This is a genomic window from Bradyrhizobium sp. SZCCHNR1098, assembly GCF_032489375.1.
Classification (GTDB): domain Bacteria; phylum Pseudomonadota; class Alphaproteobacteria; order Rhizobiales; family Xanthobacteraceae; genus Bradyrhizobium.
The window spans coordinates 598,528-618,712 of sequence record NZ_JAUEXY010000001.1 but is presented as its reverse complement, the minus strand read 5'-3'; the positions used below and the strand labels follow the sequence as shown (position 1 = coordinate 618,712).

The window sequence follows — 20,185 nt, the reverse complement described above, 5'->3', positions numbered from 1 at the left end:
ACGAGCCCGGCGCCGAACCGCGAACGTCGCGCGCGGACATCCCGTCAGAAGTCCGAGATGATTCCCTTTTTCTCCCAGTCGCCGTAACGGGTCGGCTCCGGCCCTTTCGGCCCCTGCAACTCCGTCGGCATCGGCTTCGTCTGTTCTGCTGCCAGTCGGCGGCGTTCCTCAGCCTCGGCCAGCGCGCGCTGCGCGGCCGGCGTCAGCGGCTTGCGCGGATTGTCGTTGCTGGCGACCACCGACAATGCGGGCCTGGTCTCAGGCCCGCTCTTGGACTCACTCTTGGGCTCGTTACTCATCGTACCATTCCACCGTTGAACCGGATCGTTCCCGATATCATCAGATCGTGTGAGCGCACGCGATAAAACAGGTCTAAAAAATGCGGAGCCGATTCTTACATTTGGCATATTCCGGTGACAGAGGACCCGCAAGCTGATGGCATGCACCCGATCGTCGCGGAACTGCCTTTCTTCTTTCGCGAGTAATTCCCAGGCATGCCTCCGCCGCGTTTTGCGACCCCTTCCGAAGTCCCAGGCCTGGCGGCACGCCGCATCGCCGCCGACGTGGTTGACGGCGTGCTGCACAAGCATCGCACCCTCGACGATCAGCTCGACGGAACCGGCGCGCATCCCGGACTGAAGCATCTCGCCGACCGCGACCGCGCGCTGATGCGCCGGCTGGTCGCCACCACCCTGCGGCGGCTCGGAACGCTCGGCCACGTGCTGTCGCGGCTGTTGGATCGCGGCGTGCCGACCGACGCGCCGCGGGCGCAGAGCGCGCTCTTGATCGGCGCCGCCCAGATCCTGTGGATGGACGTCCCCGACCACGCCGCCGTCGACCTCTCCGTCCGCCTGGTCCAGGCCGACCGCCGCGCAGCGAAGTATGCCGGGCTCGTCAACGCGGTGCTGCGGCGCTGCGCGCGCGAGGGCGCGGGCCTGCTCGACGATGCCACCGGCCAGCCGCTCGACATCGCGCCCTGGCTGCTCAAGCGCTGGATCGATCATTACGGCGAAGCGACCGCCAAGGACATCGCCGCGGCGCTCGGCCAGGAGCCGTCGCTCGACCTGACAGTGAAGTCGGACCCGGCGCAATGGGCGTCGCGGCTGCATGGTGAGGTGCTGCCGACCGGCACCGTGCGCACCGTGCTGCATGGTTCGGTGACAGTACTGCCGGGCTTCGCCGAGGGACAATGGTGGGTGCAGGACGCCGCCGCCGCCCTGCCTGCACGGCTGCTCGGCGACGTCGGCGGCAAGACCATCGCCGACCTCTGCGCCGCACCCGGCGGCAAGACGGCCCAGCTCGCCCACGCCGGCGCCCGCGTCACCGCGGTCGACCGGTCGCCGGCCCGGATGAACCGGCTGAAGGACAACATGACCCGGCTGCAGCTCACGGCCGAGACGGTCGTGGCCGATGCCGCCGAATGGCAGCCCGCCGAAAGCGGCGGCTTCGACGGCCTGCTGCTTGATGCCCCCTGCACCTCGACCGGCACCATTCGGCGCCATCCTGATGTGGGCTGGTTGCGCAGCGAGGCTGACATCACCGCCCTGTCCGCACTCCAGGCGCGGCTGCTGACCCGAGCGAGCGGCCTGCTCAAGCCGGGCGGAACCCTGGTCTACTGCACCTGTTCGCTGGAGCCCGAGGAGGGCGAGCAGGTGGTCGAGCGCGTGCTGGCCGAAACCACCGAGCTGCGCCGCGTCCCCGTCACCCCTGGCGAGGTGGCAGGACTGGCCGAGCTGGTCACCCCGGCCGGCGACCTACGCACTCTGCCCTGCCATTTGCCACACCAGGACCCCCGGCTTGGCGGTCTCGACGGATTTTATGCGGCGAGACTGGAGCGGCGGCCGTGAGCGTGTCATCGTGCGCGCCGTGCGCCGGCCCTGCGTCGGTCGCGGGTTGAGGGCGTCGGCGTTGCGTTAGTCCGTTAAATCCTGATTTTGCACCAGATTCTGGTCCCGCGATGGTGCTGCACCGGGGCCAAAAATGGTGTATCGGCGGCAGTTGCGATCTATGAAGGATGCGCAACCGAATCCCCCTCTGAATCCAAGGCTTGGCGTGTCCGCCGCTCAACGCAGACGCATATCGACGCTGGTGATGGGCCGCTTTGCGCGCAGCCTGATGTCCAACGTCAGCGGTGTATCGGTATCCGTGTCCGGCTTGTGGCCCGGACGGGCGGACCGACTCATCATTGCGCCGCATGATCTGCGCACTTCGGACGCGACGCGGGCCGCCGAGATCTATGCCGGCCGCTTCGTCTTCGCCGGCAAGATCGTGACCTGCCATGGCCGCTCGATCTTCGACCTGGAGCCGCCGTCGGAGGATTGGGAGGTCGCCCTGCTCGGCTTCGGCTGGCTGCGACATCTGCGCGCAGCCGACACCGCGCTGACCCGCGCCAACGCCCGTGCCCTGGTCGATGACTGGATCACCAACCAGATCGGCCGCCATCCGCTGAGCCGGCGCGCCGACGTGCTGGCCCGGCGGGTGATCTCGCTGCTGTCGCAGGCGCCGCTGGTGCTGGCCGATTCCGACGGCAAGTTCTACCGCCGCTATCTTCGGGGGCTGACCCGCGAGATCCGCTATCTGCGCTATTCGACCATCGACATCCCGGATGGCGCGCCGCGGCTGCAGGTGCTGATCGCACTGTGTTACGCGGCGCTGTGCCTCGCCAACCAGGCCAAGCACATCCGCAGCGCGACCCGAAAACTCTCCGACGAATTGCAGCGGCAGATCCTGCCCGATGGCGGCCACGTGTCGCGCAATCCGGGCGCGCTGATCGAGCTGCTGATCGACCTGCTGCCGCTGCGGCAGACGTTTGCGGCCCGCAACATCGCCCCGCCGCCGGCGCTGCTCAACGCCATCGACCGCATGATGCCGATGCTGCGCTTCTTCCGGCACGGCGACGGCAACATGGCGCTGTTCAATGGCATGGGCGGCACCCCGTCCGACCTGCTGGCGACCCTGCTCGCCTATGACGACACCCACGGCACGCCGATGGCGAGCATGCCGCATTCCGGTTTCCAGCGGCTCGACGCCGGACCGATGACGGTGATCGTCGACACCGGTGCACCGCCGCCGCCGCATCTGAGCCATGAGGCCCATGCCGGCTGTCTCGCCTTCGAGATGTCCTCCGGACCGTGCCGCATCGTGATCAATTGCGGCATGCCGTCGACCGGCCGCGACAATTGGCGCGCCTTCGCGCGCAGCACGGTGGCGCATTCGACGCTGACCTATCACAACACCTCGTCCTGCACCTTCGTCGAGATGTCGGCGATGAAGCGCCTGCTGCATGGCGCGCCGATCGTGTCGGGTCCGACGCGGGTCGAGAACTTCCGCGAGGTCGTGCCTGACGGCACCGTGCTGTCGACCTCGCACAATGGCTACGCGGCGAAGTTCGGCCTCGTCCACCGCCGCGTGCTGGTGACGGCCGAGGACGGCTCCCGGCTCGACGGCGAGGATACCGTGACGCCGGCGCAGGGCGCCCGTCTTCGCGGCGGCGGCTCGGACTACGCGCTGCGCTTCCACCTGCATCCGGCCGTCAAGGCCAGCCGGCTCAGCGACGGCCGCGGCGCCATGCTGGTGCTGCCTAATCGCGAGGTCTGGACGTTCGAGACGTTCGACGATCGCGTCGATCTCGAGGACAGCGTGTTTCTCGCCGGCAATGACGGTCCGCGCCGCACCACGCAACTGGTGATCCGGCAGGACGCGCAGCAAGCCCCATCGATCCGCTGGAGCTTCGTGCGCTCGTCGGCGTCGCCGACCGAGACCAACGGACGCCGCAATGCTCGGAGAGAGCCGGAATTGCCGCTGTAACGCTTCTCACATCATCTCACATCACCGTTCGTCGAGCCGTCCGCCTTCGGCGGGCCCTCGGGACGCGGCCGATGTTCGGGCGAGACCGTGCACCCTCATGGTGAGCTGTGAGGCCAAGATGATCGTTCGATCGCCCACCCGTTGTCGCGGGCGGCAAAAGCTGATATGAGGCCCGCTCTCGTGCGACTGGCGACTTTGGATGGAGCACCATCGGGGAGCGCGGGATTGACCGCCGTGCGCCTGGGCAAATTGAACTCCTGCACAAGGACTCTGCCCATGACCAATCAGCTTCGTCGCGTTCACCGTGCCCTGTTATCCGTTTCCGACAAGACCGGTCTGGTCGAGTTCGCGCGCGCGCTTGCGGCGCGCGGCGTCGAGCTCGTATCGACCGGCGGCACCGCCAGGGCGATTTCCGAGGCCGGCCTGAAGGTCAAGGACGTCTCCGACCTCACCGGCTTTCCCGAGATGATGGACGGCCGCGTCAAGACCCTGCACCCCAAGGTGCATGGCGGCCTGCTCGCGATCCGGGGCAATGATGAGCATGCGGCGGCGATGAAGAGCCACGACATCGCGCCGATCGACCTGCTCGTCGTCAACCTCTACCCGTTCGAGGCCACGGTCGAGCGCGGCGCCGCGTTCAACGACTGCATCGAGAACATCGACATCGGCGGCCCGGCGATGATCCGCGCTGCATCGAAGAACCACGAGGACGTCGCCGTAGTGGTCGACGTCAACGACTATCACGCCGTGCTCGACGACCTGACGCGGCATGACGGCTCGACCACGCTGCTGCTGCGCCGCCGGCTTGCTGCCAAGGCCTATGCGCGCACTGCCGCCTATGACGCCGCGATCTCCAACTGGTTCGCCGCCACCATCCAGAACGACGCGCCCGATTACCGCGCCTTCGGCGGCAAGCTGATCCAGTCGCTGCGCTATGGCGAAAACCCGCATCAGCATGCGGCGTTCTACGCGCTGCCCGGCCGCCGTCCCGGCGTCGCCACCGCGCGCCAGTTGCAAGGCAAGGAGCTGTCCTACAACAACATCAACGACACCGACGCGGCCTATGAGTGCATCGCCGAGTTCGACCCGGCGCGCACCGCCGCCTGTGTCATCGTCAAGCACGCCAATCCCTGCGGCGTCGCGGAAGGGCCCGATCTCGTCACCGCCTACCAGAAGGCGCTGGCCTGCGATTCGACCTCGGCGTTCGGCGGCATCATCGCGATGAACCGCAAGCTCGACGCCGCCACGGCACGCGCGATCACCGGCATCTTCACCGAGGTGATCATCGCGCCCGACGCCACCGAGGAGGCGATCTCCATCATCGCCGGCCGCAAGAAACTGCGGCTGCTGCTCGCCGGCGCCCTGCCCGATCCGCGCGAGGCCGGCCTGACCGCGAAGACGGTGTCCGGCGGCCTGCTGGTGCAGAGCCGCGACAATGCCGTCGTCGATGACATGGAGCTGAAGGTGGTGACCAAGCGCGCGCCCACTGAGGCCGAGCTGCGTGACCTGCGCTTCGCCTTCCGCGTCGCCAAGCACGTCAAGTCGAACACCATCGTCTATGCCAAGGATTCGGCAACGGTCGGCATCGGCGCCGGGCAGATGAGCCGGGTCGATTCGGCGCGCATCGCCGCGCGCAAGGCGCTGGATGCGGCCGCGGAGCTGAAGCTCGCCGAGCCCCTGACAAAGGGATCGGTCGTCGCCTCCGACGCGTTCTTCCCGTTCGCCGACGGCATGCTCGCCTGCATCGAGGCCGGCGCCACCGCAGTGATCCAGCCGGGCGGCTCGGTGAAGGACGACGAGGTCATCAAGGCGGCTGACGAGCACGGCATCGCCATGGTGCTGACCGGCGTGCGGCACTTCCGGCACTAGCGAGGTCGTCATTGCGGGGCTTGACCGGCAATCCATCGTCTAAAGAAGAGCCTGTCGAAGCGGGATGGATGCCCGGGTCAAGCCCGGGCATGACGGTCTGAGTTGACCCGCGCCAGCAACACCAGCCCCACCGCAAAGAACGGCACGAGCACGGCCATGCCGGCCTTCTGACTCGCAGTGACCGCGGTGATGGTGCCGATCAGCAGCGGGCCGATGAACGACGTGACCTTGCCGGTGAGCGCGAACAGACCGAAATATTGCGCCACGCGCTCCTTCGGCACCATCCGGATCAGCAGCGAGCGCGAGGCCGCCTGCAGCGGCGCGCCGCAGGCGCCGATGATGCAGCCGAGCAGCAGGTAGGCGCGCTCCGGCAGCGAGGCGAACAGCGGGCCGCCGGGCGCAGCCGGCGTGACCGGAATGAACAGAATCGACTCGCGGCTCACCATGAGGATCGCGATGATCGCGAGCAGCAGCAAGGTCATGCTGCCGGCGATCACGCGCTTCGGCCCAAGAAAATCATCCAGCTTGCCGCCGAGCCAGCCGCCGAACGTGCCGGCAGCGGCGAGGATGATGCCGAAGGTGCCGATCTGGATCGTGTTCCAGCCGAACGTGCCGGCGGCATAGATGCCGCCGAAGGCGAACAGCGAGACGAGGCCATCGGTGTAGATCATGTTGGCGAGGAGAAAGAACGCAACGTCACGTTGCTGCGGCAGGCTGCGCAATGTCTCCTTCAACTGACCGATGCCTTCGCGCACGGCCGCGCCCAACCGGTGCCGCGCCGGAAAGTCCGGTGTGAACAGGAACATCGGCAGCACGAACACGATGAACCAGAGCCCGGTGAGCGGACCGGAGATGCGGTCGCCTTCATGGCTCACCGGATCGAGCCCGAACAGCGGCTTGAATCCAAACAGCGTGCGGCCGCTATCGGGATTGGCGGCGAGAAAGCCGAGCACGATGACGAGCGAGAGGATGCCGCCGACATAGCCGGTGGCCCATCCGGTGCCGGACAGCCGGCCGATGCGTTCCGGCGGCACCAAGGTCGGCATCATCGCGTTGTTGAACACCGTGGCGAACTCGACTCCAATGGTGGCGATCACATAGGCCGCGAGCAGCGGCGGGATCAGATCGGGCGCGCCGGGACGCCCGATCCACATCAGCGAGGCGCCGATCACCAGCATCGCGCCGAACGCCGCGATCCATGGCTTGCGGCGGCCGGTGGCATCGGCGATCGCGCCGAACACCGGTGACAGCAGCGCGATGACGATGCCGGCCACGGCGGTCGCAAAGCCCCACAGCGCCTGGCCGCTCGCGGCGTCCGGCGCGACATGCGCCGCGAAATAGGGCGCGAAGACGAAGGTCGTGATCAGCGTGAAATAGGGCTGCGCCGCCCAATCGAAGAAGATCCAGCTGACGACGGCCGCGCGCCCGGGATAGATTCGGCCGTCGGCAGTGCCAGAGGTCTCGATCGTGGTGACGGCCATTCGAAGATCCTTTGCGATCACGGCGTCGCATCCTGCGACGATCACGGTGTCGCGTTTTACGCCGGCGACGCGGCCCTATAACATCTGACGATCCCAGGCGGATGTCAGCAACGGCGGAATTGCGATGACCACGTTCACGATTGATCGACGACGGCTCCTTGCGGGTTTCATGCTGTTGCTGGCCGGCTGCCTGCCGGCGCGGGCGCTGGATTCGCAAGCCATCGACATCCCGCAGCCACCCGGTGTCGCCGCGCCGGCGCAGCCGCCCGCGCATGGCATGGTGGTGGCACAGGAGAGGATCGCAGCCGAAGTCGGCCAGCGCATCCTCGCGCTCGGCGGCAACGCAGTCGATGCCGCTGTTGCCACCGGCTTTGCGATGGCGGTCACCTATCCCGTTGCCGGCAACATCGGCGGCGGCGGCTTCATGGTCATTCACATCGCCAGGACCAACGAGGACGTGGCGATCGACTATCGCGAGACCGGCCCCGCTGCCATCACGCGCGACATCTTCCTCGGCGCCGATGGCAAGCCCGACAATGCCAAGTCGCGCGACTCCGCGCTGTCGATCGGCGTGCCCGGATCGGTCGCAGGTCTCGCGCTGGCGCTGGAGAAATACGGCTCGGGCAAATTCACGCTGGCGCAGTTGCTGCATCCGGCGATCGTGCTGGCGCGCGACGGCATCCCGGTCACCGACGACGTTGCCGTCACCCTGCCGATGATGGCGCCGCGGCTGGCCAAATGGAAATCGTCGGCCGCGATCTTCATTCGTCCCGACGGCACGGTGCTGAGGGAAGGAGACCGGCTGATCCAGCGCGATCTGGCGGCGACGCTCACCGCCATTGCCGAGCAGGGCCCGCGCGGATTTTATGAAGGGCCGGTCGCCGACCAACTCGCCAAGGCGATCCAGGATGCCGGCGGCATCATGACAGCGGACGATCTCAAATCCTACCAGCCGGTGCTGCGCACGCCGGTGCGCGGCACCTATCGCGGCTATGACATCGTGTCGATGCCGCTGCCGTCGTCGGGCGGCACCGTGCTGGTCGAGATGCTGAACATCCTCGAAGGCTTTCCGCTCGCTGAGCTGAAGCAGGGCTCGCCCGCGTCGCTGCATCTGCTGATCGAGGCAATGAAGCGTGCCTATGCCGATCGTGCGCGCTATCTCGGCGACCCCGCCTTCGTCGACGCGCCGGTGCGCGCGATGTTGTCGAAGGACTATGCCGCGCGCCAGCGCGCCGGGATCGATCCCGCGCACGCCACCAGCGCCGGCGACGTGCTCAACACCACGCCGCTGCGGGAGGGCAGCAACACCACGCATTTCTCGGTCGTCGACAATGACGGCAATGCCGTCAGCAACACCTACACGCTGAACTTCCCCTATGGCGTCGGCCTCGTCGCCGAGGGCACCGGCGTGCTGCTCAACAACGAGCTCGACGATTTCACCGCCGCGCCCGGCGCCTCCAACGCCTTCGGCCTGGTCGGTTTCGAAGCCAATCTGCCCGGTCCCGGCAAGCGGCCGCTGTCGTCGATGTCGCCGACCATCGTGCTGAAGGACGGCAAGCCCGTGCTCGTCACGGGCTCGCCGGGCGGCAGCCGCATCATCTCGAGCGTGCTGCAGGTGACCGTCAACGTGCTCGACTATCGGATGGACGTCCGACAGGCCGTCACCGCGCCTCGCCTGCATCACCAATGGATGCCCGACGAGGTCCGAATCGAGAAGGGTTTTGCCGATGACGTCCTCGCCGGTCTGCGCGCCCGAGGTCACAAGATCGAGGAGCCGATGGGACGGACCTCGGCCAACTCCATCCTGGTGACGTCCGATGGATTCGTCGGCGCGCCGGATCCGCGCAGCAAGGGCGCCACCGCAGCCGGGCGCTGAGGCGCCGGTTCCCAGGCGATGTCGGACATCGTGGCCCCGGATGACGATTTGCCGCCGCCCGGCGGGGCCCTTCACCCGCTTCCCTCCGTTGGCGTGGTGACCGAGGCGCGTTAGAAGTATACCAGGGCGCAGCGAGGCTCGCCCGCGAGACGGTGTCGGACGTTCTGGTGCATTTGCGAAGATTCGTGGTCGGTCTGCTGGTGTTTGCGGCCCTGCTGGTGGCGGGGTGGCTCACCTATCGGCCTGACCGGGCGCTGCGCGTCGCGACCAGCGCGGTCGCCGAGATGATCTGCGCCAAGACCTACGTCTCCGGCCTCGATCCGCAAACGGTGTTTGCGGAGACCATGGAACGGCCCGGTCTGCGCCGGTTGCGGGCCGTGATGCGCTACCGGGTGGAGCCCGACATGCGCCTGGTGGAGGCGTCGCTGCTCGGCCTGCACGCCACCCGCGCCTCGTTTCACGACGGCCTCGGTTGCGTGACGCTCCAGGGCCAGAAGCCGCCTTACCTACCGCACACCGACGTCGCTGCGCTGCGTGCTGCGGGGCCTGCTCCCGCCCTGCCCGACTTCGCGGAAAACACGGCGGTGGAGCCCAGCGATCCCGCGCTGAAGGCGGCGCTCGATCACGCCTTCGAGGAGCCGGCCAACCCGCCGTTCCGCCGCACCAAGGCGGTCGTCGTCGTCAAGGACGGTCACCTGATCGCAGAGCGCTATGCGCCGAGCATCGGCGTCGATACGCCACTTGTGGGCTTCTCGATGACCAAGACGGTCACCAATGCGCTGCTGGGCATCCTCACCCGGCAGGGCAAGCTGAGCCCGTCGATCCCGGCGCCGGTCGCGGAGTGGCGCGAGGCCAGAGATCCGCGCCACGACATCACGATCGAGCAGTTGATGCGCATGACATCAGGCTTGGCGCTGGACGAGACCAATTCCGGCTTCGATCCGTCGAGCCAGATGGACATCCACCGCGACATGGCGGCGTTCGCGGTGCATGCGCCGTTGATCGCGCCGCCCGGCCAGCGCTGGGCCTATTCGAGCGCGAGCACCCAGATCCTGGCGCGCATCATCCGCGACGCCGCCGGGGGACCGGAGCAGACCATCGAGCTGGCCTGGCGCGAGCTGTTCAACCCGCTCGGCATGCGCAGCGCGACGCTGCAATACGATGGGAGCGGGACCGTTCAGGGCTACGGCAACATGCTGGCGAGCGCGCGCGACTGGGCGAAGCTTGGACTGCTCTATCTCGGCGACGGCGTCGTCGGCGACCGGCGCATACTCCCGGAAGGCTGGGTCGCGATGTCGGCAACTGCGACGCTGGACACCGACTACGGCGCCGGGCTGTGGACCAACCGCAGCCAGCATTTTCACGCGCAGGGACGTGCCCGCGCGGGAATGCCACCGGACGCGTTCTTCGCCTTCGGCCTGCTCGGCCAGCGGTTGGTGATCATGCCGAGCCAGCGCATGGTCGTGGTCCGGCTCGGCGATTCCGTGGATCCGAACGGCGACATCAAAGGCGTCGCCCGGCTGGTGCGCGAGGTGATTGCGGCGACCGCGGCGCCGGCGACGGCCACAAAATAGCGCTCAGCGGCCGACCTCGTAGGGCCCGCCCTTCTCCAGCGCGATCTTGTAGGCAGGCCGCGACTCGATGCGCGCGAGGAAATCCATCGCCCGCGGATGGCCCTGCTCCAGGCCGCCGCGCGATGCCGCCGCCTGCAGCGGGAAGCTCATCTGGATGTCGGCCGCGGTGAACGAATCGCCGGCGAACCACTCGCTCTTCTGCAGCTCGCTTTCCCAGAACGCCATGTGTTGCTTCAGCTGCGGATTGACCAGTGTGCTCAAGGCCTGGTTCGACACCTTGCGCACGATCGGACGCAGCAGCGCCGGCGCTCGCTTCGGCATGATGTTGAACAGCAGCTTCAGCAGCAGCAGCGGCATCGCCGAGCCCTCGGCGTAATGCAGCCAATAGGAATAGCGCAGCCGCTCCGGTGTCTTCGGCGGCGGGATCAGGCGGCCATTGCCGTAGGTCTCGATCAGATATTCGACGATGGCACCGGACTCCGCGACGGTGTTGCCGTTGTCGGTGATGACAGGCGACTTGCCGAGCGGGTGGATGGCGCGCAGCTCCTTCGGCGCCCGCATGTCGGGCTGGCGCTCGTAGCGGATGATCTCATAGGGCACGCCGAGCTCCTCGAGCAACCAGAGCACGCGTTGCGAGCGGGAATTGTTGAGGTGGTGAACGGTCAGCATGGGGTTTCCAGGGACGGATCGGGTGGCGGGCGCCGTTCCGTAGCAGGACAGGACGGGTTCGGCGAGGCGCCGGGATCCTCACCCCGGCATGAAATAATTACCCGGGTAATATTGACTTTAATTTCACCCGGGCTTTATTGGGGTGATCACATGGGACTGCCGATATGGACACCTTCACCGCATTTGCCGGCCAAACCCGGGTCGCCGCCGGGCCGCTGCCCAAGGTGGCGCTGGTGCTGAAACACGCCGCGCCGGGCACCGAGCCGATCGTGATTTTCAGCGACCGCACCGGACAGCCGATCGACCTCGATCTGCGCGGCAGCGACCGGGAGATCCTGGCGCGCCTGCCGGTCGAAGCCGGCGCGGCGGCGAACCAAGGGCCGACCGAGCCGCGTGGCCGCGGCCGGCCGAAGCTCGGGGTCGTGGCCCGCGAGGTGACCTTGCTGCCGCAGCACTGGGACTGGCTGAACGCGCAGCCGGGCGGTGCCTCGGTCGCACTGCGCAAGCTGGTCCACGACGCCCGCCGTGCCAGCGGCGACACCGACCGCGCCCGTGAGGCACGCGATGCGGCCTATCATTTCATGTCCGGGATCGGCAGCAACCTGCCGCAGTTCGAGGAGGCGTCGCGGGCGCTGTTCGCCGGCGATCTCGGCCGCTTCGCCGCCTTGATCGCGGACTGGCCGGCCGACATCCGCGACCACGCCGTCGCGCTCGCGCACCGCCACCGCGCCGAGTGAGATCGGCTGATTTCAACAGCCAATGAGAGCGGCCGTTCGCGGCGGCTCTTGTTCCAATTCCTCGCAACGCGACCGTACTCCGAATGAAGAGCGGTCGACGGAGAAACATGCCGTGTCGCCGCCAACCGCCTCGCTGCGCAAGCCGTTCCTGACGTTCGTCGTTCCGATGATGCTGAGCAACATCCTGCAGTCGCTGTTCGGCACCATCAACAACGTCTATCTCGGCCAGATGATCGGCGTCGATGCGCTCGCCGCGGTCTCGGTGTTCTTCCCGGCGATGTTCTTCTTCGTCTCCTTCGTCATGGGCCTCGGCTCAGGTGCCGGCGTTCTGATCGGCCAGGCCTGGGGCGCCGGTGAGCCCGCGAAGGTGAAGCAGGTCGCCGGCACGACGCTGACCATTGCGCTGCTGCTCGGCGGCCTGATCGCGGTATTGGGCGGCGTGTTCAGCCGCCAATTGCTGACCGCGCTCGCCACGCCCGCCAACATCCTTGATGCAGCCGCGGGCTATGCCCGCATCATGATGATCACGATGCCGCTGACCTTCGCCTACATCCTGCTGTCGTCGCAGATGCGCGGCGTCGGCGACACCGTGACGCCGCTGGCCTCGCTCGCCGCATCGACCACGCTCGGGCTGGTGCTCACCCCGGTCTTCATCCGCGGCTGGCTCGGCGCGCCCGTGCTCGGCGTCGCCAGCGCCGCCTGGGCCTCGGCGATCTCGACGTTGACGACGCTGGCCTGGCTCCATGTCCATCTGCGCCGTCGCAAGCACCCGCTGGCGATCGATGCCGCGTTCCTGCGGGGCATGCTGCCGGACGCGAAACTGTTGCGGGCGGTGTTGCGGCTCGGCATCCCCGCCGCGATCGGCATGATCGTGATGTCGCTGGCCGAAATGGTGCTGATCGGCCTCGTCAACGGCTTCGGCTCGGACGCGACGGCGGCCTATGGCGCGGTCAACCAGGTGCTCGGCTATGTGCAGTTTCCGGCGCTGTCGATCGCGATCTCGGTCTCGATCTTCGGCGCCCAGGCGATCGGTCGCGGGCAAGCCGAGCAGATCGGCGACATCGTGCGCACGGGCATCGAGATGAACGTGGTGCTGACCGGCGGCCTGGTCGCGATCGGCTATCTGTTCTCACGGGTGCTGATGGGACTCTTCATCACCGACCCTGCCGTCATCGAGGTGGCGCAGCATTCGCTGCACATCGTGCTGTGGAGCTCCGTGCTGTTCGGCATGTCCATCACGTTCTCGTCGGCGATGCGCGCCTCCGGGACGGTGTGGATGCCGCTGGCGATCTCGGCGTTTGCGATCGCCGCGATCGAGGTGCCCGCCGCCACCTGGCTCAGCCGCAGCATCGGGCTCGACGGCGTCTGGCTCGCCTATCCCATCACGTTCGCCGCGATGATGCTGCTGCAGATGAGCTATTATCTCCTGGTGTGGCGCAAGCGGACGGTGCGCCGGATGATCTGACGCACCACCGGCGTCTTCCGGCCGCTGGAATATGATGACCGTCATAAAACCCTGGACGGAGCTGCTGCGCTGGACCACAATGTGAAAAACCGAGGAGACCGCCCATGAGCCGTCCTGCGCCAGAATTCATGTTCGACTTCGGCAGTCCCAACGCCTATCTGAGCCATGAGGCGATCCCGGCGATCGTGAAGCGGATCGGCGTCCAGTTCTATTATGTCCCGGTGCTGCTCGGCGGCATCTTCAAGGCGACCAACAACAAGTCACCGGCCGAGTCACTCGCCGGCATCAAGAACAAGCGTGAATTCCACGAGGTCGAGACCCAGCGCTTCCTCAAGCGCTATCAGGTGCAGCCCTGGGTCTGGAACCCGTACTTCCCGGTCAACACGCTCAACCTGATGCGCGCGGCCGTGGCCGCGCAGCTCGAAGGCGTGTTCGAAGCCTATGTCGACGCGGCGTTTCATCACATGTGGCGCGAGCCAAAGAAGATGGACGATCCCGATGTCGCGGTGGCTGCGATCACGTCGTCGGGGCTCGACGGGGCCAAGCTGTTCGCCCGCGCCCAGGAGCCCGAGGTCAAGGCCAAGCTCGTGGAGAACACCCAGCGCGCGGTCGAGCGCGGCGCGTTCGGCTCGCCGACCTTCTTCGTCGGCAATGAGATGTTCTTCGGCAAGGAACAGCTGCGCGACGTCGAGGAATACATCCTGGGCAAGTGATTGTCGTCATCGCGAGCGCAGCGACGCGATCCCGCCGCAAAGCAAGGCTGGATTGCTTCGTCGCTTCGCTCCTCGCAATGACGCTGAAGTGAGATCGGGAGAGCAAGCATGCAACAGCGCAACGCTACCGTCGCGGTCGTCGGGGCCGGCGACTACATCGGCGCCGAGATCGTCAAGAAATTCGCGTCCGAAGGCTTCACGGTGTTCGCCGGCCGGCGCAATGGCGAGAAGCTCGCGCCGCTGGTCGCGGAGGTCGAGGCCGCTGGCGGGCGGATCGTGGCGCGCTCGCTCGATGCCCGCAAGGAGGACGAGACCACCGCCTTCCTCAACGACGCCGACAGGCATGCGCCGCTCGAGGTCGTGATCTTCAATGTCGGCGCCAACGTCAATTTCCCGATCCTCGAGACGACGGACCGCGTGTTCCACAAGGTCTGGGAGATGGCGTGCTGGGCCGGCTTCGTGACCGGGCGCGAGGCCGCCCGGCTGATGCTGCCCCGTGGCGGCGGCAAGATCTTCTTCACCGGCGCCACCGCCTCGCTGCGCGGCGGCTCCGGCTATGCCGCCTTCGCTTCGGCCAAGTTCGGCCTGCGCGCGGTGGCGCAGGCGATGGCGCGCGAGCTGATGCCGCAGAACATCCATGTCGCCCACCTGATCATCGATTCCGGCGTCGATACCGCCTGGGTGCGCGAGCGCCGCGCCCAACTCTGGGGTAAGGAGGCGCTGGACAATCCCGACCTGCTGATGCCGCCGGCCTCGGTCGCGGGTGCCTATTGGCAGCTCTACCAGCAGCCGAAGAGCGCCTGGACCTTCGAAATGGAGATCCGTCCGTTTGGCGAGAAATGGTGAGAAGCGATGGCGAACAGGGAGTAGCGAGTAGGGCATGGTGGCCATCCCCATTCGCTACTCGCCATTCGCTATTCGCTCCTGCATGATGAGACCTCGCTGAGAGAGAGGACCTACCCATGCGTATTCTCGTCGTCGGCACCGGCGCCATCGGCGGCTATTTCGGCGGCCGGCTGCTGCAGTCCGGCGCCGATGTCACCTTCCTGGTCCGCCCGCGCCGCGCGGCTGAACTCGCCAGTGCCGGCCTCGTGATCCGCAGTCCGACCGGTGACGTCACCCTCCCCAATCCGCCGACCGTACAGGCGGACGCTCTGAAGCAGCACTTCGACGTCGTGCTGCTGAGCTGCAAGGCCTACGACCTCGACGATGCGATCACCTCGTTCGCGCCGGCCGTGGGTCCGAGCACCGCGATCATCCCGCTGCTCAACGGCATGAAACATCTCGACGTGCTCGACGCCAGGTTCGGGCGCGCGCGCGTGCTCGGCGGGCTCTGCGCCATCGCCGCGACCCTGAACGAGCAGCGCGAGGTCGTGCAGTTGCAGCCGATGCAATCGCTGAGCTTCGGCGAGCGCGACGGCGGATCGTCGGACCGCGTCCGCGCGATCTTCGAGATTTTCCAGCGCGGGAATTTCAATGCGTCGGCCAGCGACCACGTCATGCAGGACATGTGGGAGAAGTGGGTGTTCCTGTCCTCGCTCGCTGCATCGACCACATTGATGCGTGCGCCGGTCGGCGTGATCCTGACCGCGCCGGGCGGCAAGGATTTCCTGCTCGGCATGCTCGACGAATGCAGCGCCACCGCTGCGGCCGCAGGCTACCCCCCAGCCGGCGCGTTCTTCCAGCGCGTCTCCGGCATGCTCACCGCGGAGGGATCACCGATGACCGCCTCGATGTTCCGCGATCTCAGCGCCGGCCTTCCGGTCGAGGCCGATCACGTCATCGGCGATCTCGTCGCCCGCGCCGATGCCGCCAAGGTCCCGGTGCCGCGCCTGCGCATATCCTACACGCAGCTGAAGGTGTACGAGGCTCAGCGGCAAAGTTGACCGCAGTGGCCGGATAATCAGGCGATTTAGGTTGATCAGGCACGGTCCCGCGGCAAGTACAGGTGTCGTCCCTGCGAACGCAGGGACCCATACTCCGCGGCCGCGGTGAGGCAGGCAACTCGCAGCGAAATCCCTCGATGGACTCCGCGGTATGGGTCCCGGATCGGCGCCCGCCAACGCTTCGCGTCGGCAGGCTTGTCCGGGACGACAGCTGTGGGTGTGGCGCGAGACCCCATCCCATCACCAGCAACTACAGATGCGCCAGATAATGCGCCAGCGCCGTGATCTCCTCGTCGCTTAGCGGATAGGCAACATCGGTCATCGCGGCCTGGCTGCCGCCGACGCGCTGGCCGGATTTGTAGTCGTGGAGCGCCTTGACGAGATATTCCTCGCGCTGGCCGGCGAGCCGCGCCACGCCCTTGGTGCCGGCATAGCTGTCGAGATGACATGAGGCACAGCGCCGGCCGGCGGCGGCTTGCGCGCCTTTGGCCGACAGATCCGGATCGTTGTCCGGCGGCGCCTTGGCCGGCTGCAGCGAGGCGAAATAGGCGCCGAGGTTGCGGATGTCCTCGTTGGTGAGCTGATCGACGATCGGCTTCATCGCCTCGTTCTTGCGCGTGCCGGCGCGGAAGAACACGAGCTGCCACTGGATGAACTGATCCTGCTGGCCGGCGAGCGAAGGAATATTCTCGGTCTGCGAGATGCCGTTCTCGCCGTGGCAGCCGGCGCAGAGCTCGGCCTTGGCCTTGCCCGCTTCGATATCGGCGGCATGGGCCGGAGGCGCCGCAAGCACGAGCATGAGCATAAGCATCAGCGCGGCGGCCATCACCTGGTGCATTCTGGAGGTCCCTGGATTCATCGCAGGCGTTCTCGCTCCCATCGTTGCTTTGGCGCGCGGACGATACCCGAAACCCGCGACCGGGTGCGGCACGTCCTCCTTGATCAACGCGCGACATTCAAAATAGTTGGGGCTGCGGCCGCCGTAAGGCAGCGCGCAGCCCCGCTTTCACGACGAGCTCATTTCTTCTCGTAGCTGATGCGATAGATCGCGCCGGCCCAGTCGTCCGCCACCAGGATCGAGCCGTCCTTGGCGAGGATGATGTCGTCGGGGCGGCCGAGATAGCCCTGGTCGCCCTCGAGCCAGCCGGAGGCGAACACCTCCTGCTTGGCGTCCTTGCCGTCGGGGCCGACGATGACGCGCATGATCCGTGCGCCCTGGTACTTGTGCCGGTTCCAGGAGCCGTGCTCGGCGATCAGGATGTTGTTCTTGTACTCCGCCGGGAACTGGTCGCCGGTGTAGAACTTCATGCCGAGCGGCGCCACGTGCGGACCGAGGTTCAGCACTGGCGGTGTGAACTCCGAGCACTTGTGACCCATCGCGAATTTCGGATCCGGCAGGTCACCCTGGTGGCAATAGGGATAGCCGAAATGCTCGCCGATCTTCGAGATCATGTTGAGCTTGTCGCTCGGCAGATCGTCGCTGACCCAGTCGCGCGCATTCTCGGTGAACCAGTATTTGCCGGTGCGCGGGTCGACGTCGCCGCCGACGCTGTTACGGACGCCGAGCGCATAGATCTCGGCATTGCCGGTGCGCGGATCGACTCTGCGGATCTGCGAGACTGACGTCGGCGGGATGCCGATGTTGAAGGGCGGTCCAAACGGGATATAGAACCAGCCTTCCTTGTCGACCGCGATGTATTTCCAGCCATGCGCCGCATAGGACGGCATGTCGTCGTAGACGACCTTGCCCTGGCCGAGATTGTCGAGACTGGCTTCGGCATTCTCGTATTTGATCAGCTTGTCGACCGCGATCACGTAGAGATTGCCGTCCTGGAAGGCGAGGCCGGTCGGCATGTTCAGGCCCTTGAGGACCGTCTTGACCTCGCGTTTGCCGCCCTTGTCGGTGATGGCATAGACGTTGCCAAGCCCGAACGAGCCGACGAACAGCGTGCCCTTGTCGCCCCAGGCCATCTGCCGCGCGGCGAGCACGCCCGAGGCCCAGACCTCCATCTTGAAGCCGTCCGGCAGCTTCACCTGCTTGACGATCTTCGCGAGCTCGGCATCGGACGCGCCGGTCGGCGGGCCTGACGGCGGCGCCAGCCCCTTCTGCGCCTCGGTCTCGTCGCCGAGGAACCAGTCGTCCGGCGGATGCGTCCAGAACTCCTTGGTGCCGGATTCGTATTTCTTCAGGCCCTTCCCCTGATCGGATTGCTGCTGCGCGCCGGCGATGCTGGTGCCGGCGAGGAGACCTATTGTTGCAAGCGCAAGAATGCTTCGGTGAAAAGCCGATGTCATCGCTTCACTCCCATGAGGCAGCTCATGTGGCTGCGTCTACTTATCGGAACGTATCTGAAGACGTCCTTTGGCCGACCACATCAGTGGTCCTGCTCGAAAATGGTAGCACATCCTGAGCGGGTGAGAAGCGGATTGCTGCCAAGTTCGCGCGAGGCTCAAATGATGCCGCTCCACTCATGTCATGCCAGATGCGCATGTCCGTGCGCGTGCCTGCGCCGCATCGGCGATTGTCCGCCACGCGGCACGGGCCTGCCGCCATGCGCTGTATTCATATGCGCCGATCGGCCGGACGATTGGCGTGTGCTTGAACAGCCGATAGGATCGGAACAACACGCTGCGGCCGTTCACCGCCCGGCAACGAGATCAAGTCGACAGGATCGATGAATGTCCGAGCGTTTCCCTGTGTCCACACCGAAGGCCGGTGCCGGCGTCCTCGACCTGCTGCGGCGGTTCGCAGCCGACCCCGCAGCGGCCACCGCCTATGGTGAAGAATGCCTGAAGAAGACGCAGGCGATCGAACCGCAGCTGAAAGCATTCGAATATCTGCCGCGGGATGTCGCTCCAAAGACCGGCCCGCTCGGTGGAATTCCCGTCGCCATCAAGGACATCATCGCCACCTCGGACATGCCGACCACCAACGGCTCGCAGATCTATCGCGATCACGTGCCGGATGCGGACGCCTGGGTGGTCGAACGGCTGCGCAATCTCGGCGCAACCATCTTCGGCAAGACGGTCTCCACCGAATTCGCCTGGCGTCATCCAGGTCCGACCGTCAATCCATGGAACCCCGAGCACACACCGGGCGGCTCATCGTCCGGATCAGCCGCCGCGGTTGCGGCCGGCCTGGTGCCGCTGGCGCTGGGAACACAGACACTCGGCTCGGTGATCCGACCGGCGGCCTTCAACGGCATCGTCGGCTTCAAGCCGAGCTTCGGCGCGATTCCACGCGGCGGCGTGCATCCGCTTAGCCCGTCGCTCGACCATGTCGGCTTCTTCGCCCGCCGCGTCGACGACGTGGCCATCGCCCTCTCGTTGCTCGCCGGCACCAGCGCAGATGATCGCCACGGCCGGCCGCTGCCGGGCTTCACCGTCGACATCGACCAGGGCCTCACGCCGCTCCGCACGCCACGGCTCGCGGTGGTGCGCTTCGCCAAATGGGAGCGCGCCGAGGCGGAGCAGAAGACCGTATTCGAGTCCGTCATCGACAAGCTGCGCAGCGCCGGCGCGACGATCACCGAGATCGAACTGAGAGAGCTCGACGCGGTGAATTGGCATGCGATCACCACGATCATGCTCAGCGAGGCGACCACGATCTTCTCCGATCTGATCGCGCGCCATCCCGACCGGGTCAGCGAGGTCATGAAGGGCCACGTCGAGAGCGGGCGAAGCAAGACGGCCATGGAATATCTCGCCGCGAAGGCGGCCCAGGCCCTCAGGCAGAAGGCGCTCGCCGCTGAGCTCGACGGCTTCGACGCAGTGCTCACCTTGCCGGCTTTCGGCGAAGCGCCGCGCGGCTTGGATTGGACCGGAGACGCCGAATATTGCGCGCCCTGGACCTTCGTCGGAGCGCCGGCAGTCTCCTTGCCGGCCGGGTTCGGCAACAACGGCCTGCCGCTGGGCGTACAGATCGCCGGCCCCTATCGCAACGACCTCCATGTGCTCCGCGTCGCGAAATGGGCCGAAGCGGTGCTGGCGTTCGACCCCGGCGTGCCGCTCCTGGCGCGCAAATAGCCGCCACGAACCCCGAGCAAGGATACCGCTGCGCCACGAGGGCCTCCTGCGACAAGCCCAGTGGCGGGTTTGCGGCCAGCGC

The 20,185-nt window shown here is 66.7% G+C and carries 16 protein-coding genes and 1 riboswitch; of the genes, 11 read left to right on the top strand and 5 right to left on the bottom strand.

Annotation, left to right across the window (positions count from 1 at the left end; all coding sequences use genetic code 11):
- Nucleotides 1-44: 44 nt before the first annotated feature.
- The gene (locus tag QX135_RS02815) at nucleotides 45-299 is read right to left on the bottom strand and encodes a DUF1674 domain-containing protein (protein WP_315740657.1); all 255 of its coding nucleotides are present in this window, start codon (nucleotides 297-299) and stop codon (nucleotides 45-47) included.
- A 195-nt stretch (nucleotides 300-494) separates the two neighbouring features.
- On the opposite strand from QX135_RS02815, the gene QX135_RS02810 reads away from it, so the two are divergent.
- The 3 genes from QX135_RS02810 to purH all read left to right on the top strand — a co-directional run bounded on the left by QX135_RS02810 (nucleotide 495) and on the right by purH (nucleotide 5,676).
- Nucleotides 495-1,847 (top strand): RsmB/NOP family class I SAM-dependent RNA methyltransferase, encoded by a 1,353-nt coding sequence (locus QX135_RS02810; RefSeq protein ID WP_315740656.1) that lies wholly within the window; start codon nucleotides 495-497, stop codon nucleotides 1,845-1,847.
- A 244-nt stretch (nucleotides 1,848-2,091) separates the two neighbouring features.
- Entirely contained in the window at nucleotides 2,092-3,807 is a 1,716-nt protein-coding gene (locus QX135_RS02805; protein WP_316233941.1) for a heparinase II/III family protein, read from the top strand.
- A 172-nt stretch (nucleotides 3,808-3,979) separates the two neighbouring features.
- Nucleotides 3,980-4,060: riboswitch (ZMP/ZTP riboswitch) on the top strand.
- 23 nt (nucleotides 4,061-4,083) lie between these two features.
- Nucleotides 4,084-5,676, top strand: coding sequence for a bifunctional phosphoribosylaminoimidazolecarboxamide formyltransferase/IMP cyclohydrolase (gene purH, locus QX135_RS02800; protein ID WP_315777314.1), 1,593 nt, complete (start codon nucleotides 4,084-4,086; stop codon nucleotides 5,674-5,676).
- 77 nt (nucleotides 5,677-5,753) lie between these two features.
- Here the strand turns inward: purH and QX135_RS02795 are convergent, their stop codons facing one another.
- On the bottom strand, nucleotides 5,754-7,157 hold the full coding sequence (locus tag QX135_RS02795; RefSeq protein ID WP_316233940.1) for an MFS transporter: 1,404 nt from the start codon (nucleotides 7,155-7,157) through the stop codon (nucleotides 5,754-5,756).
- 169 nt (nucleotides 7,158-7,326) lie between these two features.
- Here QX135_RS02795 and ggt point away from each other — a divergent pair, with 169 nt between their 5' ends.
- Complete coding sequence (ggt, locus tag QX135_RS02790; RefSeq protein WP_316179057.1) at nucleotides 7,327-9,033, top strand: gamma-glutamyltransferase; 1,707 nt, start codon at nucleotides 7,327-7,329, stop codon at nucleotides 9,031-9,033.
- A 167-nt stretch (nucleotides 9,034-9,200) separates the two neighbouring features.
- Nucleotides 9,201-10,607, top strand: coding sequence for a serine hydrolase (locus QX135_RS02785; protein WP_316233939.1), 1,407 nt, complete (start codon nucleotides 9,201-9,203; stop codon nucleotides 10,605-10,607).
- 3 nt (nucleotides 10,608-10,610) lie between these two features.
- On the opposite strand, the gene QX135_RS02780 is transcribed toward QX135_RS02785, so the two are convergent.
- Nucleotides 10,611-11,276: a glutathione S-transferase gene (locus tag QX135_RS02780; RefSeq protein ID WP_315777318.1), complete on the bottom strand. Its 666-nt coding sequence runs from the start codon at nucleotides 11,274-11,276 to the stop codon at nucleotides 10,611-10,613.
- A 164-nt stretch (nucleotides 11,277-11,440) separates the two neighbouring features.
- Here QX135_RS02780 and QX135_RS02775 point away from each other — a divergent pair, with 164 nt between their 5' ends.
- The 5 genes from QX135_RS02775 (at nucleotide 11,441) to panE (ending at nucleotide 16,077) form a co-directional block, all read left to right on the top strand.
- Nucleotides 11,441-12,013 (top strand): DUF2239 family protein, encoded by a 573-nt coding sequence (locus tag QX135_RS02775; RefSeq protein WP_315781717.1) that lies wholly within the window; start codon nucleotides 11,441-11,443, stop codon nucleotides 12,011-12,013.
- 166 nt (nucleotides 12,014-12,179) lie between these two features.
- Nucleotides 12,180-13,478, top strand: a complete 1,299-nt coding sequence (locus QX135_RS02770; RefSeq protein WP_315812019.1) for an MATE family efflux transporter — start codon at nucleotides 12,180-12,182, stop codon at nucleotides 13,476-13,478.
- Between the two features lie 104 nt (nucleotides 13,479-13,582).
- Nucleotides 13,583-14,191, top strand: coding sequence for a 2-hydroxychromene-2-carboxylate isomerase (locus QX135_RS02765; RefSeq protein ID WP_316178803.1), 609 nt, complete (start codon nucleotides 13,583-13,585; stop codon nucleotides 14,189-14,191).
- Nucleotides 14,192-14,299: 108 nt separating this feature from the next.
- On the top strand, nucleotides 14,300-15,037 hold the full coding sequence (locus QX135_RS02760; protein WP_316233938.1) for an SDR family oxidoreductase: 738 nt from the start codon (nucleotides 14,300-14,302) through the stop codon (nucleotides 15,035-15,037).
- Nucleotides 15,038-15,153: 116 nt separating this feature from the next.
- Entirely contained in the window at nucleotides 15,154-16,077 is a 924-nt protein-coding gene (gene panE, locus QX135_RS02755; protein ID WP_316233937.1) for a 2-dehydropantoate 2-reductase, read from the top strand.
- Nucleotides 16,078-16,327: 250 nt separating this feature from the next.
- Here the strand turns inward: panE and QX135_RS02750 are convergent, their stop codons facing one another.
- Entirely contained in the window at nucleotides 16,328-16,915 is a 588-nt protein-coding gene (locus QX135_RS02750; RefSeq protein ID WP_315811895.1) for a c-type cytochrome, read from the bottom strand.
- Between the two features lie 179 nt (nucleotides 16,916-17,094).
- A complete protein-coding gene (locus QX135_RS02745; protein WP_316163052.1) occupies nucleotides 17,095-18,372 on the bottom strand; it encodes a PQQ-dependent sugar dehydrogenase in 1,278 nt (425 codons plus the stop codon).
- A gap of 384 nt (nucleotides 18,373-18,756) precedes the next feature.
- Here QX135_RS02745 and QX135_RS02740 point away from each other — a divergent pair, with 384 nt between their 5' ends.
- Nucleotides 18,757-20,103, top strand: a complete 1,347-nt coding sequence (locus QX135_RS02740) for an amidase (RefSeq protein WP_316233936.1) — start codon at nucleotides 18,757-18,759, stop codon at nucleotides 20,101-20,103.
- The last annotated feature ends 82 nt before the right edge of the window (nucleotides 20,104-20,185 follow it).